This window comes from Flavobacterium sp. MAHUQ-57 (assembly GCF_051908335.1).
In the GTDB taxonomy this organism is placed as follows: Bacteria; Bacteroidota; Bacteroidia; order Flavobacteriales; family Flavobacteriaceae; genus Flavobacterium.
In genome coordinates this window covers 1464628-1480858 of record NZ_JBPZTE010000007.1, presented here as the reverse complement: position 1 = coordinate 1480858, position 16231 = coordinate 1464628, and the positions used below count along the sequence as shown (strand labels likewise).

16 protein-coding genes are annotated in these 16231 nt (G+C 34.5%); 9 read left to right on the top strand and 7 right to left on the bottom strand.

The features are described 5' to 3' along the window. Positions 1 to 50 precede the first annotated feature (50 nt). From ACS8MM_RS14670 to trmB, 4 genes are read right to left on the bottom strand one after another with little or no spacing between them, the layout of a single operon-like run. Positions 51 to 905, bottom strand: coding sequence for a hypothetical protein (locus ACS8MM_RS14670; protein WP_379718255.1), 855 nt, complete (start codon positions 903 to 905; stop codon positions 51 to 53). A gap of 6 nt (positions 906 to 911) precedes the next feature. Next, positions 912 to 1262: an MGMT family protein gene (locus tag ACS8MM_RS14665; protein WP_379718253.1), complete on the bottom strand. Its 351-nt coding sequence runs from the start codon at positions 1260 to 1262 to the stop codon at positions 912 to 914. 11 nt (positions 1263 to 1273) lie between these two features. After that, complete coding sequence (locus tag ACS8MM_RS14660; RefSeq protein ID WP_379718251.1) at positions 1274 to 1915, bottom strand: LysE family transporter; 642 nt, start codon at positions 1913 to 1915, stop codon at positions 1274 to 1276. A 5-nt stretch (positions 1916 to 1920) separates the two neighbouring features. Further along, positions 1921 to 2595, bottom strand: coding sequence for a tRNA (guanosine(46)-N7)-methyltransferase TrmB (gene trmB / locus ACS8MM_RS14655; RefSeq protein WP_379718249.1), 675 nt, complete (start codon positions 2593 to 2595; stop codon positions 1921 to 1923). A gap of 148 nt (positions 2596 to 2743) precedes the next feature. Here trmB and ACS8MM_RS14650 point away from each other — a divergent pair, with 148 nt between their 5' ends. Beyond that, the gene (locus ACS8MM_RS14650) at positions 2744 to 3568 is read left to right on the top strand and encodes a UDP-2,3-diacylglucosamine diphosphatase (protein WP_379718247.1); all 825 of its coding nucleotides are present in this window, start codon (positions 2744 to 2746) and stop codon (positions 3566 to 3568) included. Positions 3569 to 3571: 3 nt separating this feature from the next. After that, on the top strand, positions 3572 to 4639 hold the full coding sequence (locus ACS8MM_RS14645) for a glycosyltransferase (RefSeq protein ID WP_379718245.1): 1068 nt from the start codon (positions 3572 to 3574) through the stop codon (positions 4637 to 4639). A gap of 51 nt (positions 4640 to 4690) precedes the next feature. On the opposite strand, the gene ACS8MM_RS14640 is transcribed toward ACS8MM_RS14645, so the two are convergent. The 3 genes from ACS8MM_RS14640 to ACS8MM_RS14630 form a co-directional block, all read right to left on the bottom strand. Continuing rightward, positions 4691 to 5038 (bottom strand): toxin-antitoxin system YwqK family antitoxin, encoded by a 348-nt coding sequence (locus ACS8MM_RS14640; protein WP_379718243.1) that lies wholly within the window; start codon positions 5036 to 5038, stop codon positions 4691 to 4693. 189 nt (positions 5039 to 5227) lie between these two features. After that, positions 5228 to 6268 carry a sensor histidine kinase gene (locus tag ACS8MM_RS14635; RefSeq protein ID WP_379718241.1) on the bottom strand — a complete coding sequence of 347 codons (1041 nt, stop codon included), beginning with the start codon at positions 6266 to 6268 and terminating at the stop codon, positions 5228 to 5230. Beyond that, on the bottom strand, positions 6268 to 6951 hold the full coding sequence (locus ACS8MM_RS14630; protein WP_379718239.1) for a response regulator transcription factor: 684 nt from the start codon (positions 6949 to 6951) through the stop codon (positions 6268 to 6270). The genes ACS8MM_RS14635 and ACS8MM_RS14630 overlap by 1 nt, the downstream gene beginning before the upstream one ends. 183 nt (positions 6952 to 7134) lie before the next feature. Here ACS8MM_RS14630 and ACS8MM_RS14625 point away from each other — a divergent pair, with 183 nt between their 5' ends. The 7 genes from ACS8MM_RS14625 (at position 7135) to ACS8MM_RS14595 (ending at position 16200) form a co-directional block, all read left to right on the top strand. After that, positions 7135 to 9960: a TonB-dependent receptor gene (locus tag ACS8MM_RS14625; RefSeq protein ID WP_379718237.1), complete on the top strand. Its 2826-nt coding sequence runs from the start codon at positions 7135 to 7137 to the stop codon at positions 9958 to 9960. A gap of 128 nt (positions 9961 to 10088) precedes the next feature. Beyond that, the gene (locus ACS8MM_RS14620; RefSeq protein WP_379718235.1) at positions 10089 to 11243 is read left to right on the top strand and encodes a hypothetical protein; all 1155 of its coding nucleotides are present in this window, start codon (positions 10089 to 10091) and stop codon (positions 11241 to 11243) included. A gap of 101 nt (positions 11244 to 11344) precedes the next feature. Then, the gene (locus ACS8MM_RS14615) at positions 11345 to 11686 is read left to right on the top strand and encodes a T9SS type A sorting domain-containing protein (protein WP_379718233.1); all 342 of its coding nucleotides are present in this window, start codon (positions 11345 to 11347) and stop codon (positions 11684 to 11686) included. Between the two features lie 111 nt (positions 11687 to 11797). Beyond that, positions 11798 to 13528 (top strand): T9SS type A sorting domain-containing protein, encoded by a 1731-nt coding sequence (locus ACS8MM_RS14610; protein WP_379718231.1) that lies wholly within the window; start codon positions 11798 to 11800, stop codon positions 13526 to 13528. Positions 13529 to 13685: 157 nt separating this feature from the next. After that, positions 13686 to 14513: a T9SS type A sorting domain-containing protein gene (locus tag ACS8MM_RS14605; protein WP_379718229.1), complete on the top strand. Its 828-nt coding sequence runs from the start codon at positions 13686 to 13688 to the stop codon at positions 14511 to 14513. A gap of 203 nt (positions 14514 to 14716) precedes the next feature. Then, positions 14717 to 15151 (top strand): T9SS type A sorting domain-containing protein, encoded by a 435-nt coding sequence (locus ACS8MM_RS14600; protein WP_379718227.1) that lies wholly within the window; start codon positions 14717 to 14719, stop codon positions 15149 to 15151. Positions 15152 to 15219: 68 nt separating this feature from the next. Beyond that, a complete protein-coding gene (locus ACS8MM_RS14595; protein ID WP_379718225.1) occupies positions 15220 to 16200 on the top strand; it encodes a LuxE/PaaK family acyltransferase in 981 nt (326 codons plus the stop codon). Positions 16201 to 16231 lie beyond the last annotated feature (31 nt).

Here is a 16231-nt window from a genome sequence, read left to right as displayed (position 1 = left end):
TTTAAAAGTTTGAAAGTTTGAGGGTTTAAAGTTTTGTTATAATGGAATAGTTAGAACTTATTCAGAAAAAACAAATCCAAATACTCGTCAAAAACATAATCTGGAAACGATTTTTCAAATTCATTTCGCAAAACACTCGTATCGAATTGAGAACAATTAACAAAACCTGTAAACTCATTGGAATAATAAACATTCCCTTTATTATAGAGTTTTACTCTCAATTTTGTTTTAAAAGCTCCATAATATTTAATTATAGGGTAAACCATATATTTCTCAGGAATGAGTTTATAATGAAACTGTTCGGGGTTACCACATCCACCAAAATTATAATAACACTCTATTGGCTTCCATTTTCCATTCTTGTCTTTTGCCTCCTGAATAAATTTGAACCTACTAAGAATTGTATCATTGGATCTATTCAAAACCAGTAAAGGATAACACTCTACATAATCATCGGAGAACTTGAATTTTTCATCTAAGTATTTAGAAAACTCGATATTAACTTTTTCAGACTGCATATTTGTAGGTATTTTACCATTCAACAAACCATCTATAATAATGTTTTTTGGCATTGGAATATACTTGTATTCAAATCCGGAAGCATAGGCAACATAAGATGTATCGACAATAACATCAATATTATATCTAGGAAGCAGTGTATCCGGCCTTAATCTTTTAAAGAGATAACGCTGTTCTGTATTTGATGGATATCTCTTCTTACTATCAATATCAAAATCCTCACTAATATTCCAGGCCAAAAATGAATAATCAGAAAACTGAACCATTACATTGGCATTGACCTTTACGGCACTTCTTTCTTTATGTTCAATTATTTTAGGATATACACTTTTATCCTTACATGAAAAGAGAACAATAAATAACAAAATAAACAAATACTTTTTCATAATTGATTATTCTTCTCTAACGTCGGGTTGCCAAAAATGTTTTTCAAAATCAACAATTTGATTATCAATTACCTCAACGCCTTCACTTTCCAACAATTGCTGCATCAAGCTTGTACCGTCAAAATGATGTTTCCCGGTGAGCACCCCATTTCGATTAACCACACGGTGTGCCGGAACATCTTCCATATTGTGTGATGCATTCATTGCCCATCCCACCATTCTTGCTGAACGAGCTGCACCCAATGCTTTAGCAATAGCACCGTACGAAGTAACTCGGCCTTCAGGGATTAGGCGTGCAATTTCATACACTCGCTGAAAAAAGTTCTCGTTGTCCGGATTAGTCTTGGTTTGTGCCACGGATTCAGTATTTAAGGTACAAAGTAATACTTCAAAATATTGTACAAAGTAAAAACAGAAATCATTCCAGTGATAGAACCGATAATAACATTCATGTTTTTCATGAGGAATTCGGTTTTATATTGAATTTTATTGAAAAAAGCAATGTAGGTATAAAACACTCCGAACGATCCTAGCACCACACCCAATACAAAACTATACACCGATGAAGGTTCAAAGTTAAAATAACCAAATGAGGCCAAACTTACACTGACAAAAACATAGTAAGGAATGGGGAAAAAATTAATTGCAGATACTAACATTCCTAGAAAAAAACGGCTTTTTTTACTTTTAAGCTTTAAATCTTTTTTGATTTTAACTTTAGGTTTTTTGGCAATCAACAAAAAATAAATGGTTACCAATGTAAAAATTCCAAAGCCGATTTCCCGTAAAAGAATAACAACTTCCTGATGTGCATCAATGTAACGTGCAAAAATTAAGGCGAGATAGGTTTGAAAGAAAATAATTAAAACAGCACCAGCCACAAACATCATGGCTCGGTTTTTACCATCCTGCAGACTTATCTTTGCTGCTGTCATATTGATTAGTCCCGGAGGAAGAATCCCTATTACGGAGGCAGCAAAACCTAGAAGAAGCGGCAGGATGTAAGCCATAAATGCTATTTAATTTTAAATCGAATATACGTAATTGCCTTGTTAATTTCCAAATATTGTTTTTCGTAGAAAGTTTGGATTGACGTTACTTCTTTTGGAGCACCTTCATTTTTGTATACATTATGATTCGCATACAATACTTCGTGTCCTTCTCCATGTAATAATCCCAAGGTATAACCATGCATGAATTCAGAATCGGTTTTAAGATTCATCACTCCGTCCGGTTTTAATATTTTTTTATACAATTGTAGAAATTCCGAGTTCGTCATACGGTGTTTGGTACGTTTGTATTTGATTTGCGGATCTGGGAACGTAATCCAAATCTCACTGATTTCATTTTCAGCAAAAATATAATCGATCAACTCGATTTGTGTACGAACAAAAGCAACATGCGCCATGCCGCTTTCCACTGATGTTTTGGCACCACGCCAGAATCGAGCACCTTTCACATCTATACCGATAAAATTCAAATTCGGATTATTTTCGGCAAGACCAACAGTATATTCTCCTTTTCCGCAACCTAATTCCAATACAATTGGATTGTCATTTTTAAAAAATTCAGCATTCCACTTCCCTTTTAAAGCAAAACTATCAGAAACCACTTCTTCTCTTGTTGGCTGAAATACATTCGTGAATGTTTCGTTTTCTTTAAATCTCTTTAATTTATTCTTACTTCCCACTGCGATAAAATTTTGGCAAAAGTAGGCATTTATATTGTTTTTGAAAACCAAAGTTGCTTTGATCCAAAAAATTAAATCAGGAAACTATTTTATAACATCGCAATAACATTCCTGCAACATATCTTGACGTAATTTGAAATTAAAAACATTGAAAAAGAGAAAAGTAGAAGTCGTTGTCATTTCAGATGTTCATTTAGGAACCTACGGCTGCCATGCCAAAGAACTACTAGAGTATTTATCCTCTATCAAACCAAAAATTTTAATTCTCAATGGTGATATTATTGATATTTGGCAATTTAGAAAATCCTACTTCCCTCCAACTCATCTGAAGGTTTTGAAAAAAATCATTGCATTGAGTTCCAAAGGCACCAAAGTATATTACCTCACAGGCAATCACGATGAACTTTTACGCAAATTCACCGACATTCATTTGGGTAATTTCAGCTTACTCAACAAAATGACTCTCGATTTGGACGGAAAAACAGCCTGGCTTTTTCACGGTGATGTCTTTGACGCTTCCATTACACATACCAAATGGCTGGCAAAATTGGGTGGATGGGGATACGATTCACTGATACTCTTAAACAGAGCCATCAATTGGGTATTAATTCAATTGAATAAAGAACCCTATTCCTTATCCAAAAAAATAAAATCAAGTGTAAAATCGGCGGTTAAGTTTATTTCTGATTTTGAAAATGTGTGTATTGAACTAGCCATTGAAAAAAATTACGATTATGTAATTTGTGGCCATATTCACGAACCCAAAATTGAACACATTAAAAACCAACATGGAGAAACCACATATCTAAATTCAGGAGATTGGGTAGAAAATCTTACCGCTTTGGAATACAATAAGAAAAAATGGCGATTGTATGACCATAAGACCGAAAGCATTACTTTTGATCAATATGAGGAAACTTTCGAGTACGAAAACCATTTGGTCGAACAATTCATTTCCATCATTGAAAAATAATTTATGTTTAAAACAGCAACACAAAAAAAGAATATACTTGTAGCACCACTTAATTGGGGTTTGGGACATGCAACGCGTTGCATACCGGTAATTAACGCACTAATCGACAACGATTTTAATCCGATTATTGCTTCAGACGGCATTGCTTTGGAACTATTGCAAAAAGAATTTCCAAACCTACAAACCATTGAACTACCTTCCTACAAAATTGAATATGCTAAGAATGGCACAAATTTCAAATTAAAATTGTTTCTGAACAGCCATAAAATGATTAGAGCCATTCTAAAAGAAAAAAGCAAGACACGACAGATAATAAAAGAGTACAATATTGACGGAATTGTTTCGGATAACCGATTGGGAGTGGTAAGTGATAAAATCCCTTCTGTTTTCATTACACATCAACTCAATGTGATGACCGGCAATACCACATGGCTTACTACACAACTACACAACATGATCATCAAAAAATTTGATGAATGCTGGGTACCCGATGTAGACACAGTACCTAACTTAAGTGGTAACCTTGGTCATCCGGAAAAAAAACAACCCAATGTAAAATACATAGGTCCATTAAGTCGTCTTCACAAAAAAAATCTGGAAAAAAAATACGATTTGATGGTCATTCTTTCTGGACCGGAACCACAGCGTACGATGCTTGAAGAAAAATTGATTTCAGAACTAGATTCCTATAATGGCACTATTCTTTTTGTTAAAGGCAAAATAGAGGAACAACAGATTATCGAGAAGAAAAATCAATTTACGTATTACAACTATATGAATTCGGAGCAAATTGAAATTGCTTTTAACGAAAGCGACAAAGTTGTATGTCGTTCCGGCTACACCACAGTAATGGATTTAGCCAAATTAAAGAAGAAAGCATTTTTTATTCCTACACCCGGACAATACGAACAAGAATACTTGGCAAAAAAATTCAAAGAAGAAGGACTCGCACCAAGTTGTAAGCAGGAAAAATTCAAAGCTAAAAAATTAGAAAAAATCAATTTATACAAAGGATTACGAAGCTTTGAAAGCAATACAAAATGGTTGGATTTACTTGAAGTATTCCAATAAAAAAACCGGCTTAATGCCGGTATTTTTTTTTATCAAGTAGGTCAGTTTGGCTTATTTTCGATAAGCAACTGTTTCTTTTTCCCATTTATTAACCACAGCTACTCTGCTGTCTTTATAATCCACTTCGTTCAAAGCGCCATCACTCCAGAAAAACCACTTACCTGATTTATTTCCGTTTGTAAATTCTCCCATTGAAGTTTTGATTCCTTTTTCGTTATAGGAAACCCATTGTCCATGAACTTTACCATCCTTATAAAAGCCTTCTTGCTTTACACTTCCATTTTCGTAATAGTAAGTTGCTTTGACTAAATTACCATCAATTTCATATTTCGGCTCAATTTCCTGCGCCATCATCATTCCTGATACAAATAAAGCGCATGCTAATAACTTATTTTTCATAGGTCTACGATTTAAGGATTCATCAATTAATTAATCAAATATAGATTATTAATTTACAATAAAAAAACTTTTGCTTAACAATTTCGTAACATTGAAAAATACAACAAAAAAATCGAATTGACTCAAATTCAACAACTTGAGATCAATTCGATTAATTTTGCAATTTTACAGCCTAAAAACTTATAAATTTTACACTTTTTCTAACGTAAATGAAAATTCGGAGCCTTTTCCAAATTTACTTTGCACGTAAATTTTTTCATCGTGTGCCTCGATAATATGCTTTACAATAGACAATCCGAGTCCAGAACCACCTTCACTTCGCGCACCACTTTTATCCACTCTAAAGAATCGTTCAAACAAACGAGGTATATTTTGGGGCTCAATTCCTTCACCGTTATCGCTTACACGAATTATTACTTTATTATTGGTTAAATCTTCGATACCTATTTCTGTTGAACCACCCTCTTTTCCATACTTGATAGAATTCATAACCAAGTTCAACATTACCTGCTGAATTTTTTCAAAATCAGCCAAAACCATAATTGGCTTATAATATTTAGAATCGAAACTTAACGTGATATCTTTTTTATTGGCTTTAATCTCTAACAAATCCATTACATTCTGAGCCAAATCCACCATATCGAATTCAACCATTTCAAGACTTTCGTCACCCATTTCAAGTTTGGAAATCATGTCGAGATCTTCAACGATATACACCAAACGTTCAACTCCTTTTTCGGCACGTTCCAAGTATTTTTTTCGCAAAACTTTATCCTTATGTGCACCGTCAAGCAAAGTTGAGATATAACCTTGAACCGTAAAAAGTGGTGTTTTTAATTCATGAGAAACATTCCCTAAAAACTCGCGTCGGTATTCTTCACGATCTTTAAGCATCTCGATTTCCAATTTCTTATCGGTAGCAAACTTCTTAACTTGTTTTGTTAACGTTGCCATATCTGTGGTAATTGGCTGACTTCTGAATTCGGCAGAATCCAAAAAGGAAATATCATCATAAATCTTTTTGACTCTTCTATAGATAAAATGTTCAACACGGTATTGTAGTACAAAAAAAGAAAAGATAAAAATTGAAATACCAAATACTATACTGAAAGCCCAGTTTATTGCAAAAAAGAAATAGGACAAAATGGTAACAAATCCAGAAGAAAACAATCCTATATACATTGCCGATTTTACAGCAAACTTATACGTCTTCTTAAAATTGATACTCATTAAAATTCAAATTTATAACCTACTCCTTTAATTGTTTTGAATAACTCTTCTCCAATTTTTTCACGAAGTTTTCTAATGTGCACATCGATGGTACGCCCACCAACTACAACTTCATTCCCCCAAACTTTATCTAAAATTTCTTCTCTCTTGAAAACTTTACCGGGTTTGGAAGCCAACAAATAGAATAATTCAAATTCTTTACGTGGAAGAATGATTTCTTCACCGTCTTTGTGAATCTTGTATTCTTCACGATTGATTTCAATGCCTCCTACATTCAAACTATCACTTGCCGCTTCATCTTCTTTTAATCTACGAAGTAATGCTTTCACCTTACTCACCAATACTTTTGGTTTGATTGGCTTCGTGATATAATCATCTGCTCCGGCATCAAATCCTGCAACTTGTGAATAATCTTCACTACGAGCCGTTAGGAATGTAATAATGGTTTGACTTAATTCGGGGATTTTTCTAATATTTTCACAAGCTTCCATCCCGTCCATTTCTGGCATCATGACATCCATAATAATTAAATGCGGAAGATGTTTTTTAGCCTTTTCAACGGCTTTCTTTCCGTTATCAGCCGTAAAGATCTGATAACCTTCTTGTGTTAAGTTATATCCTACAATTTCCAGGATATCTACCTCATCATCAACTAAAAGAATCTTAATATCCTTCTTTTTCATACAAAGAGCTCGATTGTTTATTTGACGTAAAAGTAGACAATATTTGAAAGAAAATATTGTGATTACGCAAATTTAATCTCTTAACATTCCCGAAACATAATGAAAACCAAAAAGTAACTTCCAATTAACACAATCTTTACTTTGCTAACATTCCTTTGCACCAAAATTAAACACAGCTACTCAATGAAACTTAAATTAACATTTTTGTTCTTACTATTCTCTTTAGTAGGTTTTTCACAAAAAACCACTATATCTGGTGTGGTGTCAGATAAAGACTTAAAAGGAGAACCTCTTCCGTTTGCCAATGTAACCATTAAAGGAAAATCATTAGGTGTAACTACAGATATCGACGGAAAATACATATTAGAAATTCCAGCTGGAACACATACTGCAATTTTCAGCTTTTTAGGTTACGAATCCAAAGAAGTTCAATTTTCCATTGCTCAAGGCGAAAACAAAATCATTAATGAGTCTATTGGATCAGGAAGCGTTACTCTTGAAGATGTAGTAATCAAGTCAACCATAAATCGTGAGAAAGAAACAGCTTTACTTTTAGAACAAAAGAAAGCCGTAGAAATCAAACAAAGTATCGGTGCGCAAGAAATGTCTAGAAAAGGAGTTAGTGATGTAGAGGAGGGATTGACTAAAATAACAGGAATAGCTAAAGTAGATGGACGCGGATTATTCGTTCGTGGTTTAGAAGATCGCTACAACAACTTATTGATTAATGATTTACAAGCGCCATCAAACAGTCCGTTCAAAAAAATCATTCCAACCGATTTATTTCCTACTGACATTGTTGGTGTATTGAATGTATATAAAACTTTCAACCCAAACATTTCGGGAGATTTTGCAGGAGCAACTATCAACATCGAAACTTCACAACCTAAAAACAACATCACTAAAATCACTTCAGGTTTTAGTTATGTAACCAACAACAACGGTCAAGATTTCCTATTATCTGAAGACGCTAATACAACACAAGGATTTTTAGGATTGAATGGAGACGATAAAGTTTTACCAGGTTATTTTGGAGGGAGACCTTCTGGAGTAGTAATGAGTCCGTCGCAATATTCAGATTATAGCAAAAATAGTAATTGGAATGCAGATAAATCTTCTAGTCCAATTAATACCAACTTAGGTTTTTTACACGCCAACAAAGTGAAAGTAGGCGACAACAGTTTGAATTATATTGTATCGGTTAATCAAGACAATGCATATGTAATCAGAAAAGGAGTGGAACGCACTTTCAATTTCGGCCAAGGAAATTATGACAACAATTTGTTCACTACTTCCTATGATTTCAAAACAACAGTTTCAGGATTGGCAAGTGTAAAATACAAAACTAATCGTTTCGGAATTGGCTTTAATTCATTCCTTCTAAGAGCAACATCATCTAGAATCGACGATCAGTTCGGTTATACCAATAGTCAGGCAAACAAGCCAAATATGATTATTCGAATGAATCAATTTGAAGAAACACAATACTGGAACAACCAAATCATCGGAAATTATGATTTAACAGAAGACAAAAAGCACACATTAAAAGGTGGATTTTCATTTGTAAAAACCAAATTTGGACAACCGGACAGAAAATTCGTCGTAGGTGAATTGAACGGTGAAGATCAAATCACTGCGAGTTTTGGAGGAAACAACTTAATCAGACAATATTTGGATATTTCAGGTGACCGTTTCTTTTCAGGCATGTTAGAATACAACGTAAAACTAAATACTACAGAAAGTGGTAAAGAAAACAAATTATCTGTAGGATATAACGGATTCAGTAATGAAGAAATCTCATCGTACCGTTTCTTATTCGGAAAACCAATTTCATCAGGATTACCACAGTTTACTACAAGCTTAAATAACATTGAAGGAGTGGTAGCCAATGCAGTGCAAAATGGAATTATCAATTTTACGGAGACCTCAAATGAAGATTACAAATCAAAATTATACCAAAATGTACAATCAGGATATGCTAATTTATTTTGGAATTTTGGTGAAAAATGGGAAATCAACGGAGGTTTACGTGTAGAAAAATCTTTAAGAGAAATCAAATTCAGACGTTTAGGATACGGAATCAATAGTCCCTTCTCTAAATTAACCGAAGACAACATTGACTTCTTACCATCGGTGAATACAAAATACAGCTTAAACGATAAAAGCAATTTACGTTTTGCTGCTTCAAAAACAATCACAAGGCCAGCTTCAGCGGAACTTCTTCCTATAGAATACTTAAACGCAGACGGAACGGTTGTATTAGGAAACTATCCATTAGCTAGAACTGTTTTCCAATCTCAACAAAACTGGAAATCCTTGAAAAACACTGACAATTTGAATTTCGATTTGAAATACGAAATCTTCCCTAAAGAAAACGAAATGCTTGCTATTGGTGTTTTCGGAAAACAAATTCAGAATCCAATCGAAAGAATCTTTGTACAAAGTGCAAGTAGCGGTGGTCAAATCACCACATTCGACAATTCAAAAAGTGCTACCATTTTCGGAGCAGAACTGGAATTACTATTACAATTAAAACGCATTAGTCCAGTTTTAGACAAATTCACTTTCGGATTCAATACTTCATTAATGAATACCAAAGTAAAAGTGGACAAAATCAACAACCCTGCTGAAAATTCAGACACAAGAAAACTGCAAGGTGCGGCGGATTGGGTAATTAATTCCGATTTAAAGTATGAATTCCAATTCAACGAAGAGATGAAAAACACTTTGACTTTAGTGTATGGTGTAACAGGTGACAGAATTTATGCTGTTGGAACTTCGAATCTGGATCACATTTACGAAAAACCATTCCAAAAACTAGACTTTGTATGGACTAGTAAATTCTCGAAAAATTTAGAAGCGAAATTATCTATTGACAACATCTTGAACCCGAATTTCAAAAGAGTAATGGGAGATAACAGCAAAGTAACCATATACGAAAAAGACTTAACGGTTCGTCAGTACAAAAAAGGAACTGGTTTCGGATTGACAATTGGTTACACTTTTTAAAAAGTTAACAAACTTAACGTAGAGTTTAAACAAAATACACAAAGTATAACAATTCAATAATTTTCTGATAACCATAAAAAAAAACAATCAAACTAGTTTTGTATCAGTAAATTAAAACAGACAACACCATGAAAAAATTAATCTTAGGTCTTTCAATTTTAGCTACACTTTTTACAGGTTGTACTTCAAGTGATGACGATTCTTCAGTAGAACCAGTAACTGGGGAAATTTCTGGAGATATTACTACAAACAAAACGTATGTAAAAGGAAATTATACTTTAACAAGTTCAGTGAGAGTAAAATCTGGCGCTACTTTAACAATAGAAGCAGGATCAGTTTTAACAGCTCAAGATGCTAACGGCTTGATCACTTTAACTGTTGAAAAAGGAGGAAAATTAATCATGATCGGAACACCTGCAGAGCCAATCATCTGTACATCAACTACAAAATTAGCGGGTTCTTGGGGTGGAATCGTTATGTATGGAGATGCACCAGTTGTTCCTTCAACAAGCGCAACAACTGCTACATCTGAAGACGGAACAAGTACAACTTATGGCGGAACAGTTGCAGCAGATAACAGCGGAACATTGAAATATGTACGTGTAGAATATGCTGGAAGAAAAATTGCTGACGGAACAAAAGAATTGAATGCATTCTCTTTTTATGCAGTTGGAAGCGGAACAGTTTTAGAAAACTTAGTTGCTTACAAAGGTTCTGATGACGGGTTCGAATTTTACGGAGGAACTGTAAGCGCAAGTAACATTATCGCTTTTGGAAATACTGACGATTCATTCGACTGGCAAGATGGATGGAGAGGCCAAAACAATACCAACTGGTATGCTTACCAAACAGGAACAGGAAACTTCGGTATGGAAGTAGAAGCAAAATCAGTAAATAATGCTTTCTGGCCAAAAGTTACTAACATTACTTTAAAAAGAGCTGCTGGTACATTAACTGAAAATGCTTCTGTAGAATATGATGCCATCCAATTCAAAAAAGAAGGTAATGGTGAATTTAGTAACATCTGGATTGAAGGTTATAATGACACAAATGCCGTAGCGGTAAGAATTCAAGACGCAGCAACCAACAACAACCAAGTTAATGCTTCTAAAATTAAATTGACTGACGTTAAAATCGTTGGTTCAACACCTCAAACTGGAGCTGGTGCTTCTTTTACAGTGGCATTCCCTTCTGGACAATACACTACAGTTTCTTCAACATCAGGAGCTAGCCTTACGACTGGGGCTTGGAGCACGGTTGATGGCATCAATTTAATACAATAATCAAACATACGTTATACAAAAAATGCTCCAATGATTTGGGGCATTTTTTTTGGTATACTATTTGAAATATTTTTTATATCTTTACAATTCAATTCGATTCAATGGTAAAAAAATACTTTTATATTACATCTCTGCTACTTCTATTTTCTCTGAACGCAAGTGCTCAGGAAAGTAAGGATGGCACATTGAATTCTAAGATCCAAGAACAACCCTTTGAAAACTTGAACATTTACCCGAATCCCGTGGTAAATGACAGAGTATATATTACCTCCAAAACAACAGCCCCAAAAGACATCGAAATTTTTGACGTGTTGGGAAAAAGGGTGATGCAGGCCACTATTTCAGGAAAAGAGCTAAGTGTAGCATCATTAACTCCTGGAGTATACATCATTAAAATCAAAGAAGGAGATTTACGTGCCACTCGTAAACTAATTATAAAGTAGTTACTTACTTCTTTACATTTTTCTTAAAACTTTAAGTTTTATTTACATCATTTCTTTTTTGATAAAGAAATTACTTGTTATATTTGTTATCCAATTTTTAAACAAAAAACAATGAAAAAAATTTACTTAGCGTTCATCATAACGTTGTTTTCGACATTATTTGCAAATGCGCAAATCGTAATCAGCCAAGTTTACGGATCCGGTAACAACGCTGGAGCTACTTACCAAAACGACTTTATTGAAATCTTCAACAGAGGAAGTGTGGCTCAAGACTTAACAGGATGGTCTGTACAATATGCGTCCGCAACAGGAACAGCTTGGGCTGTTACCAATTTGACTAGTGTTGTATTACAGCCAGGCCAATATTATTTAATTCAAGAAGCAGGAGGAACAACAAATGGATCCGCTTTACCAACCCCAGATGCCACTGGAACCATCAACATGAGTGGTTCAAACGGAAAAGTTATTTTAGTGAATGTTACAACAGCACAGACAGGAACAAACCCAACAGGTTCACAAATTATCGACAAAGTCGGTTTTGGATCAACACCTAATGGTTTTGAAGGTCAAAATACCGGTGTTGCATTGACAAATACAACTTCAGCAACAAGACTTACTAGCGGTTGTACAGACACAGACAATAATGCAAATGATTTTGTAGAATTGACTCCTTCTGCAAGAAATACAGCTACCACTCTAGCACCATGTAGTTCCGCACCAGATATTGTAATTACAACCCCTACAAATGGAACTGCATTTTCTCCAGAAACAACACTTCAAAATGTAGATTTATTTGTTGCAAATTTCAACGTAGCTAATGGAACAGGCGATGGCCACATTCACTATACAGTTAACGGGGGCCCTGTTGTAATGAAATACGACACTACACCAATTATAATCCCTACAACACCAGGCACATACACCGTTTATGTTGAGCTTGTTGACAACGCTCACAACCCAATCGTTCCAGCACAAAATGCAACAGTTACATTCACTGTATCAAGCTACAACAACGTATCAACCATTGCTGCTGCAAGAGCAGTTGGAGTAAATAACTGGGTAAATTTTACCGGTGAAGCATTAGTATCTTTCACAAGAACTACAAGAAACCAAAAATATGTTCAAGATGCTACCGCAGGAATCTTAATAGACGACAACGCTGCTTCAATTTCAACTCCATTTATAATTGGAGATGGAATTTCAAGCCTTAGAGGTCAAATAATTAACTTCAATGGTGTATTGGAATTAGTTCCAAACCAAAATGCAACTAAACCTTCTACTGGAAATACAATAACACCACAATTAGTAACAGCTAATGATATTGCTGGTAACATTGATGCTTACGAAAGTGAATTAGTACGTATGAATGGAGTGACTTTTACTGCTGGTGATGGTAATGTTACTTTTATTGTGAACACTGACTATGCTACTACAGATCCAAATTCGTTGACTTTCAGAACTCTTTTCAGTGCAACTGAGGTTGATTATATTGGAACTGTAATCCCAGTTGGACCAACTAACTTCATTGGAATTGTTAGTGAAAACAATGGAGTAGCTAGAATAACTGCAAGATCTCTAAGCGAATTAACCTTAGCAAAAGACAAATTCGATGATATTGCAGGTTTACAAGTTTACCCTAACCCTGCTAAGACTTACTTAAACATCACTTCGGACAGCTTTGCTACTAAAAATGTTGAAATTTATGACGTTTTAGGTAAAATGGTAGTAAACACTAAAGTGACCAATTCTTCTATAAATGTTTCTGGTTTGACTAAAGGTGTTTATGTTGTAAAAATCAACGAAGAAGGAAAAACAGCTACTAGAAAATTAGTGATTGAATAAATAAAACTTCGCTATTTTATAGCTTTTAAAAAGCGTCAACATAAAAGTTGACGCTTTTTTTGTGCTTATAAACGATAAAATCTACTTATCATCCATTAAATTTCTTACAATTAACTCACCTACCTAAATTTACTCCAAACATTTAACCTTTTGTCCTATGAAAAAAAATTACTTCATTGTATTCATGACCTTATTGGGTCTATCCCTCAACGCGCAAACCACTTTGACGCAATGGAATTTTGATTCCAGCTCAACCACTCCTTCAACTGGAACAGGCACACTAACAATAATAGGAGGCACAACCCCATCCTCGACTGCGTATCCTACCGGAAACCCAGGACTATCCTATAGCATCACAACCTTTCCAGGTGACACTTCCGCCTCAGGAACCGCAGGATATCGATTCGCAACCAGTACCGTAGGCTACAATGGCATAACAGTCTCTTTTGACGTTTCAGGAACCAACCAATCCTCAAAATGGCAACGTTATGAATACACTGTCGACGGCACAAACTGGATTACTCTAGGAAACAACAATGGTGATTTACTTACAACCTTCATCTCTAAATCATTTAACCTGCCTGCAACTTGTGATAACAATCCAAATGTTGCTTTTAGAATCGTTTCTATATTTGCCCAACCAACCAATACAGCTTATGCATCTGTAACAGGAGGAGGTTATAACGGAAACAATGGCAGATGGCAAGTTGATAATTTCCGTTTCTCATTCAACACATTACGAAGAGATGAACATACTATTCCAAATCTGAAAATGTATCCAAATCCAGCAAAATCTCAAGTAACTATTTCTTCAGACAACTTTGCAGAGAAAAAAATTGAAATATACAACACCTTAGGAAAAATGGTATTGGCACAAAAAACCACAAACAATCCTATTGATATTACTTCTTTAAGTAAAGGCATTTACATGGTAAAAATTAGCGAAGAAGGAAAAACTGATACATTACGCCTTTTAATCGATTAAACAAATAATTCATTATCAATCACTTAAGCCTTGTTTCAAATCTACGAAGCAAGGCTTTTTACGTTTATAACAAAAATGTACCCAAATACACCAGATCTGCATCACTAAAATTAGTTAGATAAAAAATCTACAATCTAATCATTTTCAGTACAATGTGTCTTTTTATCGAGTAAATAGTTTTGTTAGCGATTAAATTATTCAGTATGAAATTCCAGTATTACTTTTACATCATCAATAACAACAAACATAACACAAACATCAATATGAAAACTATTTATCTTTTATTAGTATTAAGTCTTACAGTTACAGCAAACGCATTTAATGGTGGTGAAACTTCTATAGAAAATCCTAAAACAGGAAAAAAAGCTTCTATGGTTGAAAGCAAATGGACAAAAAATGCAATCGGAGGATTGAAAATTGTTTCTTACGATTCTAAAAAAATGGGAAAACACATTTATGTAGTTTCAGATAATTATGTACCAAAAAGAGTAACTATTTATAATTTCAAAGGTGAAAAAGTGTACAAAGCTACCACTGTAGGCTCGCCTATTTACTTGGCTAAATTTGAAAAAGGAAACTATGCCATCAAAATCAAAGAAGGCGGGAAAACCGAAATCAAAGAATTAATTGTGAAATAATTTGATCTTCATATTTTTAAGAAGCCCTGCATTTTGTAGGGCTTTTTTATTTTATGTATTTTTGACACATGTTAACAACTTCCGACATATTCCATATTGGTTCCAAAAAAGAATTTGAAAAAATCACACTGAAAATATTTCGTTATCAGTACGACAACAATTCAGTATACCGAGATTTCTGTACATACCTTAAAAAAGACAAAACCAACGTGAAACGTTTGGATGAAATCCCTTTTCTTCCGATTCAATTTTTTAAAAGTCATGAAGTTGTAAGTTCAACAACACCCATTCAAACCACATTCACCAGTAGTGGCACTACAGGGATGAATACTAGCAAACATCATGTTACTGATTTAGAATTTTACGAAGATAGTTACCGCTTGGGATTTCGACAATTCTACGGATCGATAGAAGATTATGTAGTTTTGGCTTTACTTCCATCCTATTTGGAGAGAGAAGGATCGTCGCTGATTTATATGGTAGATGATTTGATTCAGCAAACCAATAATCCAGAGAGTGGATTCTACCTAAACAACCACGATGAATTGATTGATAAATTAATTCGATTAGACAAAGAAGGCCAAAATGTGATTCTCATTGGCGTAACCTACGCGTTATTGGATTTAATTGAAAAACAGAAGTTCAACCTTAAAAATACCATTATCATGGAAACTGGCGGCATGAAAGGCCGTCGTAAGGAAATAATCCGAGAAGAACTCCATTCTATACTGTGCGAAGGATTCGGCGTATCCGAAATTCATTCTGAATATGGCATGACCGAGTTATTGTCTCAAGCATATTCTTTAGGCGACGGTATTTTCGAATGTCCTGCCTGGATGCAAATCCTTATTCGCGACACAGAAGATGCACTGAGTTATGTCGAAAATGGCAAAACAGGTGGCGTAAACGTTATAGACTTAGCCAACATTAATTCCTGTTCATTTATTGCAACGCAAGATTTAGGAAAAATCGTGGGCAACAACGCATTCGAAGTGCTAGGTCGATTTGATAATTCTGATATTCGGGGATGCAACTTGATGGTACTATAAGCAAAAGAATTATAAATCAAAAACCCTCACC